This is a genomic window from Akkermansia sp. AE01SA01 (assembly GCF_036417395.1).
In the GTDB taxonomy this organism is placed as follows: Bacteria; Verrucomicrobiota; Verrucomicrobiia; order Verrucomicrobiales; family Akkermansiaceae; genus Akkermansia.
Window position 1 is genome coordinate 2,282,772 of sequence record NZ_CP143890.1, and the last position, 26,009, is coordinate 2,308,780.

Genomic DNA, 26,009 nt, shown 5'->3' on the forward strand with positions numbered 1-26,009 from the left:
GCGCTGCGGAAACTTATCAACCGTCAAGGCCGGAAAACCGGCTATTCATCCGGTCGTCCGGACTGTGCGGGACGAAGCCCGCAAGGCAAGCGAGCCAAACCGGGCCCCGTTTACGGGCATGGAAGCCGCCATTCTTCCGAGTATTAAACTGGCAATATTGTTAACGTGAGGCGCCTCTCCCGCCCCCAAAAAGAGGGGACGAATCCCGTCGTAAAAAGCCATCAAACGGAAAAAACGGATACGGTGCCAAGTTTCTTCCCAACCGCTCCCGTTTCCTCCCAGGCTGCCTATCACCGCCCTACCTTCTCGAACGTTATCGCCTCCATGGGATTGGAGGGATTGACGGGCATCACCAGGCATTGCGCATTCTCCCCGCCCAGGTAAAGCGTATAGCCGTTTCCGGGAGGGCAGGAAATGGATACGGCGTAATATCCCCCGTTTTGCGTCAGGGACCAGGAGCCCCGGTGGGTGGAGACGAGATCCTCCTCCAGCACGGACAAATCGTCCCTGTTCTCCGTTTGTGATATCCACCATCCCCAGGATTCCCGGCGGGGAAAGGAGGAAATCTCGCAGCTTCCGTCTTCATGGAGCTGGATGGTGGATGAACTGACCTGGAAAAAACGGTTCAGCTCCACCGGGCGGGAAAACCACCGCTCGCGGGGAGTGGATTCCACTTTATACACGCCTGCCAAGGATTTGATCTCCGGCTGCGCCACGCACAAAAAACTGTCCCTGTCCATCAGCTTGTAACAGACGATCCCCACTACGACCAAAGGGAACAGGAGAGCCAGGAAAAAAGCCCACAGCACCATCCTCCGCCTCCACCACACGTAAACCGCGGCCAGCCCTGCCACGCTGCCTACGGACATCCAGAACCCCCACGACCGGCAGGCGATCGCAAAAGCGGCGGAAAGAATGGAGAGGCCATGGCAGAGATCGTTCCACATAGGTTCATCAGAATCGCTGGAACACGTTCAAAGTCAAGTCTGCAATTCAGAATATACCCGGAGGAGGGGCCTGTGCCGTAAAAACTCTCGTCATAGTCCCTTCAAAGCGCCCTATGTACTTCCATCCCGGAGCAGAATCGGGTAAACAGGCGTTCCGGACATGAAGAATACAGCACATTACCAGGGGCTCACGGAAAAGCAGGTTCTGGAAAACCGTGACAAATACGGCGTCAATATCCTGACTCCCCCTGAAAAAGAACCTCTGTGGAAGCAGTTTCTGGAAAAATTCTCCGACCCCATCATCAAGATACTCCTCGTAGCCCTGGTCCTGTCCGTAGGCGTGGCCTGTTACCAATTTTTCTCCGGGGCGGAACCGGCAAGCGTCTTTCTGGAACCTGTCGGCATTCTGGTGGCCATTCTGCTGGCCACCTGCGTAGGCTTTGCTTTTGAGGTAAGCGCCAACAAAAAATTTGAAATCCTGAACCAGGTCAACGACGACACGATGGTGCAAGCCATCCGCGGCGGCAATATCTGCGAAATTCCGCGCCGCGACGTGGTGGTTGGAGACGTGGTCGTCCTGAACACCGGGGAGGAAGTCCCTGCGGACGGCGTTCTTCTGGATGCCGTTTCCCTTCAGGTCAACGAATCCACGCTGACCGGAGAGCCCCTCATCAGCAAAACTACGGTGGAAGCCGAATTCAAGCCGGACGCCACCTATCCCTCCAACCACGTCCTGAAGGGAACAACCGTGGTGGACGGCCACGGCATTATGGAAGTGACGGCCGTGGGGGACAAAACGGAATACGGCAAGGTTTACGAAGGCTCCCAGATAGACAACAAGGTGGAAACGCCTCTGAACCGCCAGCTTTCCCGGCTGGGCGACCTGATCACCTGGGCCAGTTACGCCATTGCCGCCCTCATCATTATTGGCCGCCTTACCCTGTACTTTACCCATCTGGAAAGCTCGGTGGACTGGCTGGCCGCGGGCAGCTACATTCTGAACACCATCATGATCGCCGTCACGGTAATCGTGGTGACGGTGCCGGAGGGGCTGCCCATGAGCGTCACGCTGAGCCTGGCCCTCAGCATGAAAAGCATGCTGAAAGCCAACAACCTGGTGCGCAAAATGCACGCCTGCGAGACCATGGGGGCCACCACCGTCATCTGCACGGACAAAACCGGCACCCTGACGCGCAACCAGATGAATGTCTACAAGGCTAATTTCTACGGTCTGGGAGACGCCCTCCCGGCGGAGGACGAACTGGGGAACCTGATCCGGGAAGGCATTGCCGTCAATTCCACCGCTTTCCTGGATTATTCGGATCCCGGCCAAATCAAGGCCCTGGGTAACCCTACAGAAGGCGCCCTGCTGCTCTGGCTGCACGGCCAGGGAGTAAACTACCTGGACCTGCGGGAAAACGCGCGCGTTCTGGAACAGCTCACTTTCTCCACGGAACGCAAATACATGGCCACCGTTGTGGACTCTCCCCTGCTGGGTAAAAAAGTACTGTATGTGAAGGGCGCGCCGGAAATCGTGCTGGGAAACTGCGCCACAGTGCGCACGCCGGACGGTGAAACAGACGCCGCCGCCATGCGCCCTGCCATTGAGGAACAATTGCTGGCCTACCAGAACCAAGCCATGCGCACGCTGGGCTTTGCCTACCGTATTCTGGATGATGACGCCCCCGTGTTCCAAGATGGAAAACTGGCCAGGCATGATCTGGTTTACCTGGGCATCACTGCCATTTCCGACCCCGTCAGAGACGACGTTCCGCAGGCCGTGAAGGACTGCATGGATGCCGGAATCAGCATCAAGATCGTCACGGGAGACACGCCGGGCACCGCACGGGAAATCGGCCGCCAGATCGGCCTGTGGACGGAAGCGGACACACCGGACCGTCTAATGACGGGCGTGGAATTTGAACAGACGCCGGACGGAAAATTGCTGGACCACGTGATGGACCTCAAAATCATGTGCCGCGCCAGACCCATGGACAAGGAACGCCTGGTGAAACTGCTCCAGCAGAAAGGCCAGGTGGTGGCTGTCACCGGGGACGGCACCAATGACGCCCCCGCGCTGAACGCCGCCCAGGTGGGCCTTTCCATGGGGGACGGCACCACCGTCGCCAAGGAGGCCAGCGCCATCACCATTCTGGACAACTCCTTCATGAGTATTTCCCGTGCCGTCATGTGGGGCCGTTCCCTGTATCGGAACATTCAGCGGTTCATCGTGTTCCAGATGACTATCAACGTGGCGGCCTGCCTCATCGTACTTATCGGCGCCTTTCTGGGAACGGAATCCCCCCTCACCGTTACGCAAATGCTGTGGGTGAACCTGATCATGGATACTTTCGCCGCCCTGGCTCTGGCCTCCCTGCCGCCGGACGAACGCGTGATGCAGGACCCGCCGCGCAAGGCCACGGACCACATCATCACCCGCCCCATGGGCAGGGACATCCTGGGCGTGGGCTTTCTGTTCGTGGCCTTTCTGTTCGGGCTTCTCCAGTACTTCAAGCATACGGACATCACCAGCCTGGCACAGTTCAGCGTCTCCGGCTATTTGGGAAGCTACCTGGACTTTTCATCCCCAGAACATGAACTGACACCTTACGAACTTTCCCTGTTCTTCACCATCTTCGTGCTTCTCCAATTCTGGAACATGTTTAACGCCAAGGCATTCAATACAAACAGAAGCGCCTTTTCACGCATGGGGGCCAGCATGGGCGGATTCGGCCTGGTAGCGTTCCTCATCCTGGCGGGGCAATACGTCATCGTCACCTTCGGCGGGAAAATGTTCAACGTCGTCCCGCTGAGCTGGACGGACTGGGGCCTCATTCTGGGGGGCACCTCCATCGTCCTGTGGGCCGGGGAACTATTCCGAGCCCTGACGCCGGAAAAACCCCGTTCTTGAACGGCATCCAGCCCGCTGTTCCGCATCCGTGTCCTCCGGCATGACACGGATGCGGTCCTCTTCCGGGCGCGCTTCTTTCAACAAACTGGAGCCCGGGCGTGTCATCCATGCATGGACTTGACACGCCTGACGGGCTCTATTTCCGTTTTTGCCGCCTTTCTCTCCCTGACCTGCCTGCTCCTTCCCGGCTGTAAAAAAGCGGAACGGCAGGCGCCTGAAATGCCCACGCTTACGTATGAACACCCGGTCGCGATGGACATTCCCGTCAAGGGAAGCTGGGTGGGCCATCTGGACGGGGTGGACAACGCCTCCATCGTGCCGCAGGTGACGGGCTACCTGCAAACGCAGAACTATTCCAACGGCGCCGTCGTGAAAAAGGGGGAAGTCCTCTTCCGGATTGACGATACCGTTTTCAAGGACCAGGTAACCAAGGCCCAGGCCACGCAGGAACAGTCGCAGGCCCAGTTGCAGCAGTTGAATTACGACTTGCAGATTTACAAGCCGCTGGCGGCGGAAAACGCCATCTCCAAACAAAAATATGAAGACACGCGCCTGTCCGCCATCGCTGCGGAAGCCCAGGTCAGGGAGGCCACGGCTGCACTGGAACTGGCCAAAAAGAACCTTTCCTACACCATCCTGTACGCCCCCTTTGACGGAATCGCCGGCATCTCCAAGACGAACATAGGCGACCTGGTCAGTCCGGAAAGCGGCGCCCTGGCCATCGTCTCCTCCGTGGACCCCATCCGCGTCAACTTTGCCGTCACCCAGCAGGAATGGATTCAGCAGGCGGGAAAAAACGGGGATGAAGGCATCCGCACGGACAGCAAGCTGGATATCACGCTCAAGGACGGCAGCACCTACCCGGAACAAGCCACCGTCGTAGCCATTGACCGGGCATTCAACCCCCAGACGGGAACGATCCGCGTGCAGGCCAACCTTCCCAACAGGGACTACCTGCTGAGGCCCGGCATGTTTATCATCGCCACGGCGCAGCTCGCCACCGTTAAAAATGCGCTGACGGTGCCCGCCAAGGCCATTCTTTCCACGCAGGGCCGCTTCTTCGTGGTCACACTGGATGAAAACAACCGTCCCTCCATCGTCCCCGTACAGGCCGGGGCCCAGATCGGGGAACGGCAGCAGGTCACTCCCTTGAAACCGGACTCCCTCACCCCGCAGAGCAAAGTAGTCGTGGACGGCCTTCTCCAGGCGGAGGCGGCCACCCGGAATCCGGACGCCCGCCTGAAAGCGGTCCCTGCCTCCAACCAATAAGCCCTTTTTCACCATGGCCGACTTCTTCATCAAGCGCCCCATTCTTTCCTTCTGCCTCTCCATCATCATCGTCCTGCTGGGGGCCTTCTCCATTCTGCGCCTTCCCGTTTCCGAATACCCGGACATCATCCCCCCCTCCATCCAGGTGACCGCCACCTATCCCGGGGCCGACTGCGAGACGGTGGTCAAGTCCATTGCCTCCCCCATCGAACAGCAAATGTCCGGGGTGGACGGCATGTCCTACATGACCTCCGTCAACACCAACAACGGGCAGATGAGCATGATGATTCTGTTTGAGACAGGCACGGAGGCGAACATGGACCAGGTGCTCTCCTACCTGCGCTACGGACAGGCCACCTCCCAGCTTCCGCCGGAAGTCAGCGAACTGGGCATCTCCCTGCGTAAAACCAGCGGGCTGCCCGCCCTGGTCATCAGCTTTTATTCCCCCAACGGAACCTATGACGGCCTGTGGCTGGCCAACTACGCCTACATCAACATGGTGGATGCCATCAAGCGCGTCCCCGGAGTGGGGGACGTCCAGGTCTTCGGCTCCGGCCGCTACGCCATGCGCATCTGGCTGAATCCGGAAAAGATGGCGGCTCTGAACATCACGGCCAGGGACGTCATGCTGGCCGTCCAGGCCCAGAACGCTGTGAATCCGGCGGGAAAGATAGGCGCCCAGCCCGCTCCGCCTGACCAGCAGCTTTCCTTTACCGTCAAGGCACCCGGACGCCTGACGACCGTGGAGGAATTTGAAAATATTGTGGTGCGCGGCCAGGGCAGTTCCATCGTGCGTTTGAGTGACGTGGCCCGCGTGGAACTGGGCTCGGAAACCTATAGCCTCAGCTCTACTGTCAACGGCATGCCGGCCGCCTCCCTGGGCATTTACGAAGCGCCCGGCGGAAACGCCATCCAACTGGTGGACAACATCAAAGCCCTTCTGGCGGAAAGCAACCTGCCGCCGGGCATGGACTACCTGGTTTCCCTGGACTCCACCCTGGCTGTGCGTGCCGGGATTGAAGACATCGTCAGCACCCTGCTTATCGCGCTGGGACTCGTTGTCCTGGTCGTATTCATCTTCCTGCAGGGGTGGCGCGGAACGCTCATCCCGGCATTTGCCGTTCCGGTCTCCATCGTCGGGGCCTTCATCGCCTTCCCGTTCTTCGGCTTTTCCATCAATACCATCTGCCTGATGGGGCTGGTGCTGGCCATCGGCCTGGTGGTGGACGATGCCATCGTGGTGGTGGAAGCGGTGAAAAACCACATTTCCAACGGAGAAAAGCCCTTGCCGGCCACCATCGCGGCCATGCGGGAGGTATCCGGCCCCATTGTCAGTACGGCCCTGGTGATTTCCTGTGTGTTCGTGCCCACGCTGCTGCTCCCCGGCGTATCGGGAAAACTGTTTGAGCAGTTCGCCGTGACCATCGGCATGTCCATCATCATTTCAGCCTTCTGCGCGCTGTCCCTCAGTCCCGCGCTGTCCTCCCGGCTGCTGAAAGCGGGCAATTCAGACACCATCTGGCTGCTGGGCCCCTTTTTCAACATATTCAACAAGGGATTCAACAAGGCGCGGGACTGGTACGTCAATGCCTGCTCCTGGCTGATCCGCCGCATGTGGCTGTCCATCCTGCTGCTGGCCGCCATGACCGCCCTGCTCTTTCCGCTGGCCAAACTCATCCCCTCCGGTTTCCTTCCCAATGAAGACCAGGGCTATCTGTTCGGAGGCGTGGAGCTGCCGGACAACACCTCCCTGAATGTCACGGAGAAAACGTCCGCGGAGATGGAACGGATCATCCGGGAAGACCCCGGTGTGGAGGTGGTCACCACCGTTAACGGCTTCAACCTGATCAGCACTGTCCAAAGCTCTTCCAACTCCTTCTTCTTCATTTCCCTGAAGCCCTGGTCCCAGCGGAAGGGCCCGGACATGACGGCTGACGCCATTGCCGCCAGGTTGAAAAACAAGCTGAATGCGAAGATTTCCTCCGGCATGGCTTACGTGGTCCCTCCACCCCCTCTTCCCGGAGTGGGCACATCCGGGGACGTCACTTTCCTGCTGGAAGACCGGCAGGGCATAGGCGAGGAATTCCTGGCCTCCAACACATCCAAATTCATCGAGGCGGCCGGGAAAAGGTCGGAAATTGCGGACATCAGCAATTTCATGTCTCCGTCCAACCTTCAATATAATCTGAACGTCAATACGGAACAGGCTACTCTTCAGAACATGAATGTGGATGAGATTTATGCCACCATCCAGGCGTACATGGGGAGTACCTTCCTGAACAACTTCAACATCTACGGCCAGGAATGGCAGGTGTACATGCAGGCGGACGCCCCGTACCGGGACAGCATCGACAAGCTTTCCATGTTCTACGTGCGCAACAATGACGGAGACCCGGTGCCTCTGGACTCCGTCATTGACGTCACGCACGGATGGGCGCCGGAATTCCTGATCCGCCAGAACATGTTCAACAGTTCCCAGCTTAACATCACGCCGGCGGAAGGCTATTCCTCCGGACAGGTCATGAACGCCCTGGAGGAAGTGTTTGCCCAGACGATGCCCGCAGGCATGGGCTACGGCTATTCCGGCATGAGCTATCAGGAAAAACAGGCACAGCACGGCATCACCATCGGCATGATTTTCGCGGCCTCCGCCATATTCGTTTTCCTGATCCTGGCCTCCCTGTATGAAAGCTGGTCGCTCCCCGTCGCCGTCTTCATGACCGTTCCCATCGCCATTCTGGGCGCCTTCGCGGCGCTGTGGATTTTCGGCCAGCAATTGAACATTTACTCGGAAATCGGGCTCATCGTGCTGATTGCCCTGGCGGCGAAAAACGCCATCCTCATCGTGGAATTCGCCGTGCTGGAACTCAAACAGGGGAAAGACCTGCTCACCTCCACCCTGGATGCGGCCAGAATCCGTTTGCGGCCCATCCTGATGACCAGCATCGCCTTCATCATGGGCTGTCTTCCTTTGGCCCTGGCCACGGGCGCGGGAGCGGCGGCGCGGCAGGTGGTGGGCATCGGCGTGATCGGGGGGATGATTACGGCCGTCTTTATCGGCGTTTTCTTCATTCCCTCCTTCTTCTACCTGATCGCCAAACTGGCCAAGCTGGACAAGAAGGCCGCTCTGGAACGGCAGGAAAAGGCCTCATGAAAAGGGTGTAGGACAACACTCCCGGGTAGAACGGAAGGCCCCATGAAACCGGCCATTTTCTCCTTTCGGCGGCGTTACATCCAGAATATCCTGGCCCAGAATGCCTTGACGAACACGAGCACCACATTGATCAGCAGGCCGACCTTGATCATGGACATCTGGGGGACTCTCCCCGTGGCGAAGGCCAGCGCGTTGGGCGGCGTGGATACGGGGAGCATGAATGCGCAGGAAGCGCCGATGCCTACCAGAAGCACCAGTGGAGTGGCGGACATTCCCATGGCGGAAGCCACCGTCACCATCAGCGGAGCCACCAGGGCGGCGCTGGCCGTATTGGAACAAAACTCCGTCAGGGACGTAATAAAAACGCTGATGATCAGCAGAATGATCAGGGGATTCTGCCCCATCGCCAGGTCGGAAACCTGGTTTGCCAGGAATTTGGCCGCATCCGTTTGAACGAGAACCGTACTGAGAGTAATGCCCCCGCCAAACAGAAGCAGCACGCCCCAGTCCGTATTTTTGGCAATGCCGCTCCAGTTGATGACGCCGCACAGGGGCAGCAGCACCACGGCGCACAGGGCAATCAGCGTATCCATGGAAGGAATGCCGCCCAGCAGGGAGGAAAGAAAACCGCTGCCCATCCAGCACCCCGCAATCACAGCAAACAGGATCAAAACGCGGATCTGCTTTCCGTCCAGGCCGGAAGGCCGTTCCTCGTCCGTGGCGGGCGCCATATCCACGTGCAGCTTCAGGTTGGGCTTGAAAAACAGGTACATCAGGGAGAACACCAACACGCCGAACACGGCCACAATCGGCATCGCAATGCGGAACCATTCCGCAAACCCCATGGCAAGCTCATGGGCCGCAATCGCATTGGGAGGAGAGCCCACCAGCGTGCCCATGCCGCCGATGGACGCGCTGTAGGCCACACCCAGTACGGCGAACGGAGCCGTGGTCTTGATTTTCTCCTTCGGAATGCGGTCCAGCAGGCCGATCACCAGCGGCAGCATCATGGCCGCGGTGGCCGTATTGGACATCCACATGGAAAGGAATGCCGTCGCCAGGAAAATCAGAACCAGGGCCATGCCCAGGCTCCCCCGCGCCACGGTCAGTATCTTTCCGGCCAGCCATGAATCTATCTTCTGTTCATGCAGAGCCCCCGCTATCGCAAAACCGCCGAAAAACAGGAAAATGGTGGGGTCCGCAAATCCGGCCAGCGCCCTGGCGCCCGGCAGAATGCCCATGAACATGGCCAGAACAGGCACCAGCAGGGCAGTCACGGTCACATGCAAAGCCTCCGTCAGCCACAGGATGCCGATGAACGTCAGCACGGCAAGCCCCTTGGCTATCTGAGGCTCCACGGGAAGCCACTTGAGCATGGCCAGGAAAAGAAGGACATCACAGGCAATGATGATGTAATTGCGGTGTCCCTTGGGTTTGTCTGTCGTATCGTGGCGCATGGCGGAAAAACGGAATGATATTCCCTTCTATGTAGGTCCGCGAAGGGTGAAGCGTCAATACATTTTCCGGAAAATTGCGCCCGGTGCCGCGAATATGCCCGGATGCGGAAGATGACGCGGCACGCAAAAAGCCGCCGCGCATCAGGCGGGGCGGCTTGTAAAAGCGTTTGATGGACGCACGGGGGCAATCCCGGCCATGCGGACAATTATTCAGCCGCGGGCTCGGCGGCTTCCTTCTTGGCGGCCGGCTTTTTGGCAGGAGCCTTCTTGGCGGCAGCGGCCTTGGGTTCCGCTTTCTTGGTTTCCGTTTTCTTCGCGTCAGCCTTCTTGGCAGGAGCCTTGGCCGCGGTCTTTTTGGCGGGAACTTCCTTGGCGGCCGGCTTTGCTTCCTTGGCAACGGGAGTAGCCAGGCGGATAGGCGTATTGGAATTCAACTTGGCCTGTTCCTTCTTACGCTTAAGGTAATCGGCACGTCTGCGGCGCTTGGTGACTTTGCGGATTTGCTGTCCCATAGTGATATTGCTATGATAATTACTAATTTTTGAAAAGCTCCATGCCATACATGGGCGCAGATAGGACTACCAATCCGGCATCCGATACGCAAGCACAAAGCGTTATTAGGGCACAGAAAGGCGGCTTTCCCATCCGCTCTTCAGCGGGTTTCCCCGCATCACGGCGCCATTCCCGCAAAGGCCGTACGGGAAAGAGGTCACCACAGCTTCAGCGCATCCACGCGCGCGGGACACTCCCAGCGCACATGGTCGCGGATGGCGGCGGCGATGAATTCCAGCCCGCGTTCCACCGCAGTCACGAGTCCGTCCCCGGCCGCCAAACGCGCGGCAATGGCGGCGGACAGGGAGCACCCCGTTCCGTGCGTGCTGACATCCCGCACGCGCGGACGCGTCCATTCCCCCAGCATGCGGCCGTCCGGCCCCGCAAGCACGTCGCGGCAGTCCCCGGCCAGATGGCCGCCTTTCAGCAGCACGGGGCACCCGTACCGTAGGGCCAGCCTGGCCGCGGCTTCCGGCAATTCATCCCGCTCCGGGTTGGAGGAGGAACGGAGCAGCACGGCGGCTTCGTCCAGATTGGGGGTCAGCAGAGCGGCACGCGGCAGGAGCAGTTCCTCATAAACGGCCACGGCCTCTTCCCGCATCAGGCGGTCGCCGGCCGTCGCGATCATGACGGGATCCACCACCAGGGGAATATCCGCATCCTTCACCACCCCGTGCACGGCGCGGACAATGGAGGGAGAATACAGCATGCCCGTCTTCACGGCGGCAACGGGAAAATGTTCCAGATTGATTCTGACTTGGTCGGCCACCAGTTCCGGCTCCACTTCCTGGATGCCGCGCACCAGTCCGGGCACTTCCGAGACGATGCAGGTGACCGCCGTCAGCGCGAAAGCGCCCATGGCGTGCGCCGCCTTCAGGTCCGCCTGGAGGCCGGCCCCGGCGGAACAGTCGGAACCGGCGATGGTCATCATTACGGGAATCTCGCTCATGCCCCTGTTTTTAATCGTGCGGGAAGACGTTGAACATTCAAAAATCAACCAGCGGCTCCCAACTGTCACAAATCCCTGTGGGAAAATGGCGCAGGAATGCCAAAATCCGGCCCATGACCCACGCCGCTTCATCCGGGGACGACCAGGAATTCTGGCTTTTCGTCCAGGACGCCCCGCTACCTTCCGGGGAAGAACTCCAGCAGGCCATGTTCCGCCTGGACCCCTGTTTTCAACTAAACCTGTCCGGAGCTCCGGAAGAAGCCCCGGACCATGTGCTGGAAGGCAGCTATCTGGATGAAGAAGGGGAATCCCAGCTGGACGTGTTCTGGGTCATGGAGACGGAAGACGCGCGCAAAGCCTTCAAACGCGACCGCGGCGCTCTGAAAAAAATAGGAGACCGCACCAAAATGCTGCGCTTCATTTTGGAAGACGAATGCGCCATGGGACACGTCTTTGCCATGATTCACGCCATTCTGGAAAACCGGAACGGGCTGCTCGTCATCCCCGACGAGCGGGGATTCGCCATTCTGGAACGGAAGGAAGCCCTGAAATTCCTGCATCAGGAAATTCAGGAAAATTGATTCTTACTCATTTGGCGGGGTAAGGCTGGAGTTTCTCTGCCGCGTCTGCCTCCGGCTATTCAGCTCGAGAGCCTTCTTTTTCCAGACTTCCGCCATATTCGCATCCTGCCGGGTGCCTTTGCCCGTGCTGTAGCAGACGGAAAGCATCAGCATGGCGTTCACGTGTTCCTGCCCCGCCGCCAGACGGAGCCAGTTGAACGCCTTCCCCTCATTCACGGGAACGCCGGAACCGTCCAGATAAGCCAGCCCGACGATATACTGGGCATGGGGATCCCCGGCGGAAGCGGCCTGCTGGTACCATTTCAAGGCGCGCTCCATGTCCTGCGCCACTCCCTCCCCCTTGGCGTAGATGCGCCCCAGATACATGGACGCCGCCACATCCCCGCCGTTGGCGGCCCTTTCCAGAAAGGCCAGTCCTGATGCCGCATCCTTGTCAAAGCCCAGCTTCCCTTCCATGGATGCGCGGCCAAGCAGGGACAGGGCGCCCGGATGATTTTCATCCGCCGCCTTGTGCCACAATTCCAGGGCCTTGTTCTGGTCCTGATTGACGCCGTCCCCTTTGGAATACATCATGCCCAGCATGTACAGGGCGTTTCCCCGCTGGCTGCCGGGCCGGGCCAGGCCATATTCAAACCATTCCCTGGCTGCGCCCGGATCACGCGTTACTCCGGTACCGTAAAGAAAAAGGGCTCCGATGACCGTCTCCCCGGAATAACCGGCGCCGGACTCCGCCACGGATTCACACCAGGAACGAACATCCAGCGGATGAACCCAGCCGTTTTGCAGGCCTTCCGCATATAGGGAGGCAAGCTCGTTCAGGGCCTCCACATGTTTTTTGTCGTCTCCCTTGGCCCGCGCCTCCTCCTCGGAAGCCGCCTGAAGACGGTTTTTCCAGATTCCGGACTTTCCCGTGTCTGCGGAAGATTCAGCCTGTTTTTCCCCGTTCTTCTCAGAACGCACCGGCTCTTTTTCTCCTCCGGACGGCTTATTTTCGCAGCCGAACCAGAAAACAGTCAGGAAGGTCAGCAGACAAGGGAAAATCTTCTTCATCATGCGTTCACCATAAGGCAGCCGCCCACAGCTGCCAAGCAGAGAAACGACAGAAACGCCGTTTTGGCCTCGTAGTATGGCAAATAAAGAGCCAGCACCCGGAAAGCGCACTGAGTTTCTTGCTTTTTAGCATTGAATATTTGCCTTCTTTCTGTTCTAACAGAGTCGTTCACCTATCATGAAAACTTCTCCATGCCTGTATCTTCTGACATGTCTGGCTATGGCGTTTCTGGAAGGCGCCTTTCACGGTGCCTACGCAGAAGAACAACCTGTGAAATACATCTTTGAGCTGTCCGACGAACCCGTGAAAGTCAAGCCGGGGAAAATAGACACGAAAAGCGTTTTCTTCCCAAAATACGCGCGCGGCACCTCCCCGGAGGCGCTGAAGCGGCAGGCGGCCATTTTCCAGACGCCGGAGGAGCAGGAAGCGCCGGAAAACAAGGTTTCCATCAATATCCATATGAACAGCGACAGGGCTGATGCGGATGGCGGCGGACTGACGGGGTACGAATTCAACCATTCAACCACCCAGGAAGCCATGATCATCACGACGGAAACGCCGGACGAGGAAGCCTGGCTGAATGACGGAGACCCGGACAGCCCCTTTTTCCACACTCCCCGTTCCGCGACCAATACGGAAATCCGTGAAATATCGGCTCCGGCAGACGTCTGGCCTGCATGGAATGAGGAAGAAGTGAATTTGAGCATGAATCTTCCGGAATCGGCGCCGCGTCCTTTCGTAATCCGTCCGTCTCCGCAGGGTTCCTTCCGAACCATCATCAAATCCTTCAACGGAGAGGTTTTTGAAACGGAACCCAAACCGCTCCATCCCGTATGGGACGACCTTCCCCCCGGGTACGTTCCCATTCCCGCACTGCCTGCCTACCAGCCCGCTGCTTTTAAAAACTCAAGAGGGAGCTTCTCTCCGGATCTTCAGAACTTGAACCGCACAGCCCCGTAAAGGGACCATCCGTTAAAGGCCTTGGCCGTGGCGGAATTCGTATGGCTGGTGACGTATTCCAGCCCCAGCATCAGCTTTACCGTATCAATGGACTCCGGGCACAAATAACAATTCAGGCCCAGATAAAAGGAATTCATGCTGTCCACCCATGCGGGATAGCGCGTCACGGAAGGGACATAACGGCTGTTCAGGCGCACAGAGCCGTTTCCAAAGGAACATTGATATTGAAAAACGCCTTCCAGATGCGGGGAAATCCGGTAAACAGGCTGTAAAACAAGTCCGTACACATTCTTGGCCCCAGGCTGTCCCACAATTCCCACCCCGGCCAGCAAATTAGCCATCACGGCCAGATTTCCGCGCTTGGCGTCCCAGCTCAGGGAAAGCACATCCTGCGCGCCGGGGCCCTGGTAATCGGAACCGGAGGCAATCTTTCTGCCGCGCCATTCCGTAAAATTATGGGCGTACTGGTATCCCAGGCTCTGGGAATCCCACATGGGGGAAGCCACACTCCACTTCATCGCGACCAGGGCGAACACGTTATCGTCGGAATGGAACTGGATTTCATCCGTCAAATCCGTCCCGTTTGCATTCAGATACACACCGTAGGAATGATACAGGCTTTTGGGATTCTTCTGGAAATTGGCTTCCAACCCCCAGTTGGAAATGGGAATCAGTTCATTGCAGATGGCGGACCTCTCTATCGTCTTGATCCGGGAGGAAGGAAGACAATATTCCGAAGTCAGGTGCGGGGTCAGCTTGCCGGCCCGCAGCTTGACGCCGGGCAGCGTCTTTTCCAGATAAAGTTCATACAGGGACCATTCCGTATGGCTTCCCGTCCACTCTCCGCGCACTTCACGGTGGCGGCCTTCCAGGTCCCCCACGTTCGTCAGGTTCGACAGGCGCCAGGAACCGTCGCCCAGCAGGATGTCCGCCCCCAGATAGGCACGCCGCCATTCGCTGTTATGGCCTCCGGAACCGGGACAAAACCTGTTGGAGCCATTGGGGCTGACGGCCGCTGTCTGATACTGGCCGATCAAGGTCAGCTTCACCTTCCGAATCCAGGAGAAATCATCCCGGTACAGGACAGGTCCACGGACAACGGTTCCGCACAAAGATGGAGAAGGGAATTCCTGCCCCTGCATGGCCGGAATGCCGGCATTCGCCGTACTCAAGGCCCCGTACCAGCACGCGCCGAACAGGCAATTCCTCAGGCAAACAGGTATCATGATTGAATCAAATCAGGGTTGCAGGACGCACACCATACGGGGATGCTTTTGAAAATCAAGTCCTGATCTTCCGTTTGCCATTGCCGCCTCCCCATGACATGTGCTATGAATAGAAAAATGATGAATGCTCCAATCCGCCCCTCCCTCTGGCAAAACTTCATCCTGTGCCTGACGAAAAAATATGCCGACTTCTCCGGCAAGTCCTCCCGCCGCGAATTCTGGGGATTCAATCTGTTCCTGTTTCTCGGCGCCTTGTTTTTCTCCTTCGCGGGAACCATATTGACCCTCGCGTCCCTGCCGTGGAAGGAACTTCTTGCCACGGACAACCAGGAAGTATTCCACGCCATAGCCCAGGAACACTTCATGTACTTCATCATCACCATGCAGGTCGTATTCCTGGCTATCTACCTCCCCTTCTGGAGCGCCATCATCAGAAGGCTCCGCGACGCCGGATTCCATACGGCATGGGGGTACGGCTACATAGCGCTGGGAATCGCCGGCCTCATCAAATGGATGGTTTTCGACCGTTTCCGGTACAGTATGGACGGCAGCATGGACACGACCACCCTGTTTCTGGCCGTCGTGGGAAACGTCTGGTTCCTGCTGATCGTCATTCTGGCCTGTTTCCCTTCCCGCCCGGAGCCGGAGAAACTGCCTGAACAATAACCTCCCTTTCTTCGGCGGAAATACCGTAGATCCTTTCAATAAGCTCATTCATACGTTCATCCCACTCCGGGCAATAATGCTCAACAAGGGCATCGGAAAGCCTCTCCACTTCCGTAACTACGGAAGCGGAAGGCACATGGACGGGTGCGCGCAGGATGGGCGCCGTATCCATCTGGAAAAAATCCCCCTGCATCTTGCCACGCAGACGGAACCAGAAATGCATCAGCCGTGAATTGAACAGGGCCGCAAGATACTTCATGCTTAGGCGCTCCGTGCGTATCACATTGAATGACATCATCACATAGGCCTCCCGTTCCGTATGGGTGAACGTGGGCCGCGCACACTTGCGGACAGCCAATATCTTGGGCCCCGGCAGAAAAAAATTTTCCTTTCTGGGCCAGTGCACGTGGTAATACTTCATGCGCCCCATGCGAGTTTCCCGCCGGGCCTCCATCAAGGACCGGAACTTCTCCAGATGCCGGATAAGCGTCCGTGCCCGCTCCGAACCATTCTCCGGCGTCAGGTACAAAAGAACCTTTTCCGGCTCTTTCAAGCCATACCGCTCCGCCAGCACGGGTTCATAAAGGGGCTTGAGAAAGCACCGTTCCCGTTCCGGCAAACGGGTGAAAAACTCCCGCGGCACCACGAACACGCCTTCCCCGCGCCGGATGCCGGAACTCCGCACTATTTCCGGGGGCAGACTTCCCAGGGCGCGGGAGGAAACCACGTCCGGGTTCGGCACAATCCCCTGCGCCATTTCGTGCACTGGGTTCAGCTCAAAATTCCTGCGGGCCTCCATCTTCTCCAAAACCGCCTTTTCTGCGGCGGAACAGAAAAACAGCCCCTGTTCCACACACCCGGACCGATCTTTCGGCAACGGGAAGCGCCGGTAAGGGGCGTTTATCAGAAACTCTTCCACATGTTCCGGTTCTGCGGAAAAACGGCGGTATTCAGGGACAAGAGCTTCATCCCTGTGGTTTTTCCTTTCCGCCAGAAGCGTCATGGTATGAACCCGTGCGGACTCAAACACCCGGCGAGCTCCGAAGTCGGACAAGCGCAGCGCCCCGCATTCCTCTAGCAATTTCCGGCGCAGAGGCGCCGCTCCGGCATTGGCCATCCATTTGTTGGGCACCACCAGGTGCATCACCCCACCGGGTTTCAGAACATCCATGCCCAGGCAGGCGAACACGTACCAGTAATCCATGCGGGAGGAACAATAAGCGGACATGCGGGAAGCCTTCAGTCTGTCAAAAAGCTCCTTGTTCCCCTTTTCCCCAATAAAAGGAGGATTGCCTATAACCAGGTCGAACCCTCCTTCCTTCATGACGCGGGCCAACACATCCCGCCGCACTCCAGCGCCGAACAGGTCCAGGCTGTCCCCGCAGATTAAATGATCGCGGAAAGGGGCGTCATCACCCGCGGCAAGCAAGGCGCAGCGGAAACGGAAGCGCGCCACGTCCAACGCCTCTGCGCAGACATCCGCCCCGTAAATATGATCTTCTACAGCCGCGCGCACCAGGGCGGCTTCCGAACACTCCGGTTCCAAAATCTTTCTGCGGCGGACAAGTTCATGAAGAATCCCCATGGTGAACGCTCCGGAACCCGCGGATAAATCCAGCACCCGGATCCTCTTCAACAAGGCCCTTTCCGCCTCCCTGCCTTTTTCACGGCTGGCAGACAAAGCGAAATCCATCCAGCGGGAAACCGTCTCCCGCGCCATCCAACGCACCAGGAACCTGGGCGTATAGACCGTCCCGGTTCCATGTGCATCCGTTATGCTGCGCTCCAGCAAATCCCCCAGAACGGACGGGGTAACGGCACGGTCCTCATCACCTTCCCGCAGGGAAAACGGAAATCCTTCCGGAAAGGAAAAATCATCCTGGCCCCCCTGTCCCAGAAAACGCCTCATCAGCACCCGCTTGAACACAAGCCACGTCCCGGCCTTCCATCCCGCCCCGCGTCCCGGAACCGGACACCCGGCCATAAAGCAATCCTGAACGCAGCCTTCCTTCACTCCCGTATTCGTACATTACTCCGGCTCTCCAGGCAATCAAAAGAGGAAGGCTGCTTCACTTGGCGACATCCCGCAGGCATCTTATTCATTGCCGCTTCCTGTCAGAGTTTCACCCAGCTCCCACATTCAGGATTAAAAAATAAAGTTCTTTCTTTCACAATCACGTGTTAGGCGTCTTTCATTTGGGCGACCGGTAGTTCTACCGTGTCTATAAATCATTTGAACAACTTTGATTTAAAAGACAATGAACAATACCGACAACACTCCGGAACCCCGCTATCCCTTCGTTCCCATGTTCGCCAACGGCCTCCCGCAGGCCGACTTCTACGTCAACGGCATCACCGCCCCCGTTCTCATCTCCCCACGTTCCGCTTCCGGCGACACACGCCATGAATGGACCGGGTACCTCAAGATCATGAAACGCGGTACCTATTTCCTTTCCCTGGACGCCGATTCCTCCATCTCCCTGGCCATCCCATTCAAGAATGTAGAGTTCACGAAGGAAGCAAAGGACCTTTCCGTGAAGCCGGAGAGCGTCGTGCTGGAACAGGGGTATTACTGGTGCCGAATCGTCCATGAATACCACCCCGCCCTGGGCTCCGGACAGGAGTTCTGCATTGCCGTTCTTTCCGACAAGGCGGAGGCGCCCGATATTAATTCCTATCTCAATTCCAATATAACTCCGCCGGATAGGGAAGGAGAGGAAGTCATCACCCTGGTCAATCTTTATCGGGACGAGGAAGAAGAGACCACCTCCAGCAGCTCTTCGGAAGGGGGAGGGGATGATTTTGAGTTTGATCCCAAGTCAAGCAGTTCCAGTTCCAGCTCCAGCTCCAGCTCCAGTTCCAGCTCCAGCTCCAGCTCCAGCTCCAGCTCCAGTTCCAGCTCCAGCTCCAGCTCCAGCTCCAGTTCCAGCTCCAGTTCCAGCTCCAGTTCCAGTTCCAGTTCCAGCTCCAGCTCCAGCTCCAGTTCCCTGTCTTCTTCCTCCAGCGAACCGCCCACCGAGGAAGAACCATGCCCTTGTCCCTGTGACTGTGACGAGGAAGGCGATGAGAACTGCGTTCAGCAGCAGCCCACTCCGGGCGATCCTAATGGGGTATTGCCTTGTCAAGGCGATGCATGTATCAATCCTCCCTCTGCAGGAGGCCCTCCGCCACCTTCTCCGGCCAGGTTCATGCGCATGGCACGCTCTTCCACCCCCTCCAGCCTCAACTCCAACATCGGGCCTTCCATGCGCTACAACCACCCCATGGCATGGAGCGCTTCCTTCTCTCAAGAGGAAAGACGAGTCACCGTCAAACGCCCTTCCGGAAGCCATATCTATTTCAAGGCCCCGGAAGGAAGTGCCGAGGCTTCCCCCGTTGGCAGCTCCAGAAAACTGGACTATCGTGTACGTCTGCTCAATGAAAACCTCACTCCCAATATCCAGGGCACTCCCGCCTACATGGACATGGTGCTTCCTTCCGGCATGATCCTGCGCTTCTCTTCCTCCACCGGAGAGGTCGTCTCGGTCACAAGCTCCTCGGGTCATGTCATCTCTGCCGAGGAGTATGCCCGCAAGGTTCAGGTCACCTACAACCCGGATGGATCTCTCAACAGCGTCTATTCCCGGGCCCAGGGGCTGATGCGAAGCATTCCCGGAAACAACAGCCTCACTCTGGAGTGGTACGCCCCCGGGAATGTTTCTGCCTCCCATGATGGGGAATTTGTGGTTAACGGAGAGCCCTATAAAACGGCTTTCTACGAGACTTCCCTGGAAGGAGGAGTAACGGTAACCCGCATTACCAACCAGAGGACCGGGCAGGAACCGCGTTTCATTGAACGCCGGGAGGAAGGCAACAAGGTGAGCATCATCAAAGGGAAGGGGAATGAGCGCGTCGTACGCACGATTGAGCGCAACTCCCTGCCCAACTCCAAGTGGGAGCGGATTGAAACGGTCAGGGGCATCAATGATTCCCGGCCTTCCAGCAGTACGCGCACGGTGAAGAAGTATACCGACGGAGGCTGGCTGACCATCAGCAGCACGGAGGGCTATAATACATCCTTGGCCCAAACGACGCTCTACACCTACAACGACCAGTACCGGGTGTCTTTGGAAATCCAGCCCGACGGAGGATACACGCGCTACGAGTACGACGATCAGGGCCGCGTGGTTCTGCAGGCCATGCCCTGGGCAGGCGGAGGAGAAAAGGGAACGCGCACCACCTACGCCGACCTGCGTTTCAATGATTTCAGGCCTGCTACGGAAAGGGAAGTCATCATTGCCCAGGACGGAACGGAAACCGTTCTAAGCCAAAGGAGCTATACCTATGAAGAGAGCCCCGAAGTCAACCGCACGACGGTGACAGAAACAGCTCTGGGTTCCGACCAGGTTCACACAAGCATTTCAGAAACTTATGGGGAAGCAGCACAGTATCCCTATGCCCGGGGAAGACAGAAGATGAGCCAGGGCATCAACGGTGTTCAGACCATTTATACCTATGAAGCCACCACGGATCATGGTGCTCTCCACAAAGAGACTTCAACTGTGCAGGCTAATGGGAGCATTGTTCCCGGTCAAAGTACCAGAAAGGTGGAGTATATCGCCGCCAATAGTACAACCACCCGAGAAGAGCAGTATGTCCACACGGGAGAAGACTGGTCATTGATTTCCACGGAGGACTATGAATACGATGCCGAGCTCAAGCGAATCAAGACGACGAAGGGCAACGGCCGCTTCAGCACGACGGAATGGATGTGCTGCGGTCCCTTGACGGAAACCAACGAAGACGGTGTGGTAACCAGCTACAGTTACAACACGGCCAAGCAGTTGGTGGAAACCATCCGTTCAGCCACGGAAACCACGCCTGAAACAATCACGTCCTACACAAAGGATGTTGCGGGAAGAATTCTTTCCGTACGAAAAGACATAGGAGCTATGTCGACAGTCGAAAATATGGAATACGACGACTTGGGAAGAATTATTTCCACAACGGATATTCTTGGTCGCACCACCAGAACTGAATACAGCAACGATCAGCTTACAACAACCGTCACCACTTCTTCGGGGGCTATTTTTGTGACGAAAACTTATTATGACGGCTCTACTCTTTGGCAGGGAGGAAACGGACAGCAAGAAATTGAAATACAGCTCGAATTGACAGAAGAGGGTATTCTCACCACCACTCTGTCCAAAGGAGTAATTCTCTCACGTACCTTGGAAAATGGTTTTGGAGAAACTATTCGGGAGGAGCAGTCCAATACTCTGGGAGGTTTCATTGTCACTAGAAATGCTTACAATAGCAAGGGTCAGCTTGTACGCATTCAAACAGAGGATATGGTACCAACAGTGACTGTCTACGATGAACTCGGCAAGGTCGTAAGGCAAACTATTCTTCTAGACGAGCTTCATCCAGAGGATACTAATAAAAACAGGATCGCGGAAAGCTCCACATGCTACCAAACTCGGGAAGACGGCATTTACAAGATACAAACCTCTACAACCTACAATACCGAAGGACTGCCCGTGACACAGACTGCGGAAACCATGGTTTCTCAGCTGGACCCTGTACTGGAAAGCAAGGTCCTTTCTACCGACATTTACGGGCAACAGAGTATCCAATGGTCAGAATACACCGCTCCTGCCCGGCGAACTCAATTCAGCCGCATCCCAACCTCTGATATCACAGCAATATCCCTCGTCGTCGACGGTTTCACGATCAATCAAAACGATCATGCAGGCATTCATTCCTCACAAGAACGCTCTTATACCTCCACAGGGATGATTCTGAAGCAGACGGACGGCCGCGGCAATGTTACTACAACAGAGTCCGACCTAGCCGGACGCCCTATCAGGACAACCGACGCACAAGGCAATATCACTTCCACTGCCTACTCCCCCTGCTGTGACGCCCCTGCCTGCATCACCAACGCCCTGGGAGATACCACCTGTTATTCCTACGATATCCGGGGCAGAAAGACGGCCGAATACGGTACCGCCATTCAGCCGGCTTGCTTTGTCTATGACGACAATGACCATATGATTGCCCTGACCACTTTTAGGGCGGATGAAGGAGACATCATTACCGATCCTTCCAGCCGCACCGACGGAGATACCACTACCTGGCTCTACGACACGGCTACGGGACTGGAATTCAAGAAGATCTATGCCGACGGTTCCTCTACCGTCAAGACCTATGACAAACTCAACCGCCTGGAGACTCTCACCAAGGCCAGGGGCATTGTAACAACTTATCAGTACGCTCCGGCCACCGGGGAGCTTGTCTCTGTCTCCCACAGTGATGATACCCAGCCTTGGATCTATTCCTACAATCACCTTGGTCAGGCGATATCTGTTTCTGATGCTTCGGGCACCAGAGAATTCTCTTACGATGCCTATGGCAGGATGATCCAGGATACTACCTTTGGAACCATAGAAAGCTGCATCCAGGAAGAATACGATTCCTTCGGGCGTCCCTGCGGATATCGCCTGATGATCGGAACCCGCACCGTGCAGCACTCCCATCTTGACTATGGCCATCAAGGTGCCATGATCGGGATGAATCTGGAAGGATTGGCATCTCCCTTTACTTGGGAATATGATGAAACCAGCGGCTTCCTCAACCAATTGTCCTATCCCAACGGCATGGTCCGCAGCAACACCTACCATCCCAAGCTCAACCTCCTGGCCTCCATCGGCTATGAGGATGCCGGGACTGGCGACATGTTGGCCGGACATGTCTACCAGTACGACCACTTGATGCGTCCCGTTCAACGGAAGGATTCATGGGAGGCTGCCACTCCGGCGACCACCAGAAACTTCACCTACAACGGCAGAAGTGAATTGACAGGGGATCAGATACAGCAAAGAGGCAACTTTGCCTACCAGTACGACAACATCGGCAACCGCAAGACTGCCCGTGAACTGGAAGAGGAGGTATCCTACGGAGCCAACGAGCTCAACCAGTATACAAACATAATTCAGGCGGATGTTTCCTTTGACCCTCTCTATGATGCGGACGGCAACCAGACAAGAATTAGAACCTCAACAGGAATCTGGAATGTTTGCTACGATGCCAATGACAGGCCTGTTTCCTTTACCAGCGAAGATGGCCGCACTGTCGTGGCCTGCGGCTATGACTATCAAGGGCGCCGCTTTGAGAAGAAGGTACTTGTCAATGGAGCAGCTGTCAGCCATGCTTATTATTTATACCGGGGTTACCTGCAGGTGGCCGAACTGAATTTGACGCATCCCCAGCCCGTACTGGAAAAGAGTTACCTGTGGGATCCGACGGAGCCGGCAGCCACGCGCATTCTGATGGTGACATGCTGGAAGGAAAACGGAATGGTAGATGGAGAGCATCTCTTCTTCACCCATGACGCATTGAAGAATGTCACCTCCATTTTCGATGAACAGCAGGCACGAAGGGCTCGCTATGAGTGTGCCCCCTTTGGTGCCCTCCTCACGGCACAGGGAGACATGGCTCAGGATAACAGGTTCAGGTTTTCCTGTGAGTATGCAGACGATGAACTGGGACTTGTCTACTACAACTACCGCCATCTCAATCCATTCGATGGGCGCTGGATCAACCGCGATCCTATCACTGAGAGTGGTGGTATAAATTTATATGCCTTTGCACAAAATAAAATTTTGAATCATTTTGATATTCTAGGTTTGATATGCAAGATAGAATACAGTATAAAAATTCATACAATATTGATACGAAAAATAGATAAAGACGGCAATATCCTTCGCTTTACCACGAGTAGAGTATTTTCTGGAAATGGCGATGGAAAAAATAATCCAGACAATGCAGGTAATAAAGATAATGGCCCCATACCACCGGGAAAATACTATGTAATAAAAAGACAATCTGGAGGAATTCGAAGCCAATTTGAAGATTGGACATACAAAATGTGGAATGACAATGACAAAACTCAATGGCTTGCTTTTATTGCAATAGATGGTGTATTAGATGATCAAAAAGAAATCAATGGAGTTTTTAGATCTTCTTTTCGAATGCATTATGGAACAAGATCTTTGGGATGTATTACTTTCCTAGATAAAGATGTATTTGAAAAAGTTCGTGAATTTATCCTTGAAACTGAATCTAAAACAGTAAAAGGAGCAGATGGAACAGAATATATATATTATGGAATTTTGGAAGTTAAAGAAGAGTAAGTCAAAAATTATATTTTGTCTTATTAGTTGTAGTATCATGACAGTGCTTATTTTTACATTAGCATGTAAACTTATAGGCGCGGATGTCATGGAGCTTCATGTTCCTATCCATATAATGAAAACGATTATAAGCAATTTTTATCCAGAAATAATTATTGATGGAGAAACGGCTTATAACGTTCTTATGTATGATAATTTTATTTTTTATGGATCAATTATTTTTTTAATAAGTTTCTTATTTCTTTATAAAATTATATCAATTTTTAATAAAAACTAAATTAATAATAGAATAATTATCTTTTAACCTCTCTTGTTCTAATAACAGGAGAGGTTTTTTGAAAAAAATTACATTTTTCTATAATACGTTGAAAATTTTCTCTCTTTTGTAAAACCGTAAAAGATGAGTTTGACCTAATTTATTACAACGGCCCCATATATATTCTTTAAAGCCGAACCACCCCAAACGTATTGTCAAAGATATTATTATTGATAACAAAATCGTCGTTCCTGTTTTTTCTTCTCCCAGGTCATTCGATATAAATCTAGAACATTTTTCCTAAAACTTTATTATCGATGATAATGTAATATACCTTTTTCAATTTTATCCAGTTTCCTATCAAGATGGGCTCTTTTTTCTCCGTAGCTCACTGCTGAAAACAGTCAATTATTGGATGATTGATTTTGGTAAGAACAATAAAAATTACGAAAAATATTGCGGCGATTATTACTTAAAAATTACATGAAATTTCAAAAAATATATTCCATAAGTTAAGATTTTAAGCGAATCATACCAAATAAATATCAAGTTGATATAAGAAGTATGTTTGGATTTTTTTAGAACAGATTTCATCGCCATTCCAGAAGGAATGAAACGTGAGCTTCCAGTTCAACCGTTCATGCAAGTACAAGTGCATACCTGAAACTCCGTTCGTGAAATATCTGAATTAAGCAATTTTCCGGAAACTGGGAGTCTTGCCTGAAACTTTAATAAATAAAAAGCCCGGCACTGCGCAGGCAGACCGGACTTTAAGAAAGATGGTACCCCGTCACGGGCTCGAACCGTGGACAAACTGATTAAGAGTCAGCTGCTCTACCAACTGAGCTAACGAGGCGTTTGATGATGTGCGTTCCCCCATGAGAACAACCGGATGGTACCCCGTCACGGGCTCGAACCGTGGACAAACTGATTAAGAGTCAGCTGCTCTACCAACTGAGCTAACGAGGCATGTATCCGGCTGTTCACGCGGCTGGTTCCATCACGGAAGATGGAGCCACTGGTCGGAATTGAACCGACGACCCACGCATTACGAATGCGTTGCTCTACCCCTGAGCTACAGTGGCGTCGCGAGAAGCGCGCAAGCAAGTAATCACATGCCACCCCTTTTAGCAAGTCTTTTTTGCAGTAAGACCGTTTTTTTACGCCTTGAATACGGAATAAAAGACAAGTGCGGCAGGTGACAGTAGAAGAGCTTGCATAAGAGGGGGAAACATGGTGGAGTTCATGTCCTCAAAGAGCTTTTCTTTTCCCTACTTATCATGAAGGCATATTACATTTTTCAGCAAGCAGACGAACAGACTATCAGCGACATTCTGGACTGGATGCGCAATCAGGAACGCGCCATTTACCGCGCCGCCGTACGTGAACTTGGAGCCCTGAAAAAACTCCGTCCGGAGTTCATCCAGCGCAAGCCCCTGCAGGAACAGTTCTCCTTCATCAAGAAAATGCTGGGATGGAAGCCCAGCAATGAGATCGGCGACCACCTGCTGCAGGTCTGGCTGCTCCGCAAGCATCAGGACATGCTCATCACCTTCCTGAATACGCTGGGCATTCCCCATGACGGCAACGGCATCGTGAACGAGCTGCCGGAAACGCTGGACAAGGAAAAGCTTTCCAAGGCCGTGGACGAACTGTTTGAAAAATACTCCCCCGGCGTGGCCTCCGTTTACCTTCAGATGTTCCAGCTCCAGACGGAAGACGGCTGGGACGAACTGGCCGACGTTCTCGCCAACGATCCCCGCGTCACCATCCGCTGATTTTTACTTTCCTTTGAGGAACAAAAAAGCCGCTTCATTCCGAAGTGGCTCTTTTATTTATGGTGACAAACAGTCAAC

At 55.2% G+C, this 26,009-nt stretch carries 15 protein-coding genes and 3 tRNA genes; 8 read left to right on the forward strand and 10 right to left on the reverse strand.

Annotated elements, in window-relative coordinates:
* Positions 1 to 290: 290 nt before the first annotated feature.
* A complete protein-coding gene (locus tag V3C19_RS09175) occupies positions 291 to 947 on the reverse strand; it encodes a hypothetical protein (RefSeq protein ID WP_295932911.1) in 657 nt (218 codons plus the stop codon).
* 160 nt (positions 948 to 1,107) lie between these two features.
* On the opposite strand from V3C19_RS09175, the gene V3C19_RS09180 reads away from it, so the two are divergent.
* From V3C19_RS09180 to V3C19_RS09190, 3 genes are all read left to right on the forward strand, one after another.
* Positions 1,108 to 3,858, forward strand: a complete 2,751-nt coding sequence (locus V3C19_RS09180) for a calcium-translocating P-type ATPase, PMCA-type (RefSeq protein WP_130084727.1) — start codon at positions 1,108 to 1,110, stop codon at positions 3,856 to 3,858.
* 111 nt (positions 3,859 to 3,969) lie between these two features.
* Positions 3,970 to 5,127, forward strand: coding sequence for an efflux RND transporter periplasmic adaptor subunit (locus tag V3C19_RS09185; RefSeq protein WP_295932909.1), 1,158 nt, complete (start codon positions 3,970 to 3,972; stop codon positions 5,125 to 5,127).
* A gap of 13 nt (positions 5,128 to 5,140) precedes the next feature.
* Positions 5,141 to 8,281, forward strand: coding sequence for an efflux RND transporter permease subunit (locus tag V3C19_RS09190; RefSeq protein ID WP_295932906.1), 3,141 nt, complete (start codon positions 5,141 to 5,143; stop codon positions 8,279 to 8,281).
* Positions 8,282 to 8,355: 74 nt separating this feature from the next.
* On the opposite strand, the gene V3C19_RS09195 is transcribed toward V3C19_RS09190, so the two are convergent.
* From V3C19_RS09195 to thiD, 3 genes are all read right to left on the reverse strand, one after another.
* The gene (locus V3C19_RS09195) at positions 8,356 to 9,738 is read right to left on the reverse strand and encodes a DASS family sodium-coupled anion symporter (protein ID WP_295932904.1); all 1,383 of its coding nucleotides are present in this window, start codon (positions 9,736 to 9,738) and stop codon (positions 8,356 to 8,358) included.
* 206 nt (positions 9,739 to 9,944) lie between these two features.
* On the reverse strand, positions 9,945 to 10,250 hold the full coding sequence (locus V3C19_RS09200) for a hypothetical protein (protein WP_215436845.1): 306 nt from the start codon (positions 10,248 to 10,250) through the stop codon (positions 9,945 to 9,947).
* A 197-nt stretch (positions 10,251 to 10,447) separates the two neighbouring features.
* Entirely contained in the window at positions 10,448 to 11,239 is a 792-nt protein-coding gene (gene thiD / locus V3C19_RS09205; RefSeq protein WP_295932895.1) for a bifunctional hydroxymethylpyrimidine kinase/phosphomethylpyrimidine kinase, read from the reverse strand.
* A 113-nt stretch (positions 11,240 to 11,352) separates the two neighbouring features.
* On the opposite strand from thiD, the gene V3C19_RS09210 reads away from it, so the two are divergent.
* Positions 11,353 to 11,820: a hypothetical protein gene (locus V3C19_RS09210; protein WP_295932893.1), complete on the forward strand. Its 468-nt coding sequence runs from the start codon at positions 11,353 to 11,355 to the stop codon at positions 11,818 to 11,820.
* A 3-nt stretch (positions 11,821 to 11,823) separates the two neighbouring features.
* Here V3C19_RS09210 and V3C19_RS09215 read toward each other — a convergent pair whose 3' ends face one another.
* Positions 11,824 to 12,873: a tetratricopeptide repeat protein gene (locus tag V3C19_RS09215; protein ID WP_295932890.1), complete on the reverse strand. Its 1,050-nt coding sequence runs from the start codon at positions 12,871 to 12,873 to the stop codon at positions 11,824 to 11,826.
* A 175-nt stretch (positions 12,874 to 13,048) separates the two neighbouring features.
* Here V3C19_RS09215 and V3C19_RS09220 point away from each other — a divergent pair, with 175 nt between their 5' ends.
* Positions 13,049 to 13,831, forward strand: a complete 783-nt coding sequence (locus tag V3C19_RS09220) for a hypothetical protein (RefSeq protein WP_130084734.1) — start codon at positions 13,049 to 13,051, stop codon at positions 13,829 to 13,831.
* Here V3C19_RS09220 and V3C19_RS09225 read toward each other — a convergent pair.
* Positions 13,804 to 15,057: a hypothetical protein gene (locus tag V3C19_RS09225; protein WP_130084735.1), complete on the reverse strand. Its 1,254-nt coding sequence runs from the start codon at positions 15,055 to 15,057 to the stop codon at positions 13,804 to 13,806. The two genes, V3C19_RS09220 and V3C19_RS09225, sit on opposite strands and share 28 nt — an antisense overlap.
* A gap of 117 nt (positions 15,058 to 15,174) precedes the next feature.
* Here V3C19_RS09225 and V3C19_RS09230 point away from each other — a divergent pair, with 117 nt between their 5' ends.
* Positions 15,175 to 15,723, forward strand: coding sequence for a DUF805 domain-containing protein (locus V3C19_RS09230; protein ID WP_161981423.1), 549 nt, complete (start codon positions 15,175 to 15,177; stop codon positions 15,721 to 15,723).
* On the opposite strand, the gene V3C19_RS09235 is transcribed toward V3C19_RS09230, so the two are convergent.
* The gene (locus tag V3C19_RS09235) at positions 15,668 to 17,707 is read right to left on the reverse strand and encodes an Eco57I restriction-modification methylase domain-containing protein (protein WP_295932888.1); all 2,040 of its coding nucleotides are present in this window, start codon (positions 17,705 to 17,707) and stop codon (positions 15,668 to 15,670) included. The genes V3C19_RS09230 and V3C19_RS09235 overlap by 56 nt on opposite strands.
* 274 nt (positions 17,708 to 17,981) lie before the next feature.
* Here V3C19_RS09235 and V3C19_RS09240 point away from each other — a divergent pair, with 274 nt between their 5' ends.
* A complete protein-coding gene (locus V3C19_RS09240; protein WP_330937079.1) occupies positions 17,982 to 23,897 on the forward strand; it encodes a tlde1 domain-containing protein in 5,916 nt (1,971 codons plus the stop codon).
* 1,036 nt (positions 23,898 to 24,933) lie between these two features.
* On the opposite strand, the gene V3C19_RS09245 is transcribed toward V3C19_RS09240, so the two are convergent.
* The 3 genes from V3C19_RS09245 to V3C19_RS09255 all read right to left on the reverse strand — a co-directional run bounded on the left by V3C19_RS09245 (position 24,934) and on the right by V3C19_RS09255 (position 25,238).
* A tRNA-Lys gene (locus V3C19_RS09245) sits at positions 24,934 to 25,009 on the reverse strand.
* A 37-nt stretch (positions 25,010 to 25,046) separates the two neighbouring features.
* Positions 25,047 to 25,122, reverse strand: a tRNA-Lys gene (locus V3C19_RS09250).
* A gap of 41 nt (positions 25,123 to 25,163) precedes the next feature.
* Positions 25,164 to 25,238, reverse strand: a tRNA-Thr gene (locus tag V3C19_RS09255).
* A 195-nt stretch (positions 25,239 to 25,433) separates the two neighbouring features.
* Between V3C19_RS09255 and V3C19_RS09260 the strand changes: the two genes are divergently transcribed.
* Positions 25,434 to 25,931, forward strand: a complete 498-nt coding sequence (locus tag V3C19_RS09260; protein WP_067569069.1) for a hypothetical protein — start codon at positions 25,434 to 25,436, stop codon at positions 25,929 to 25,931.
* Positions 25,932 to 26,009: the final 78 nt, after the last annotated feature.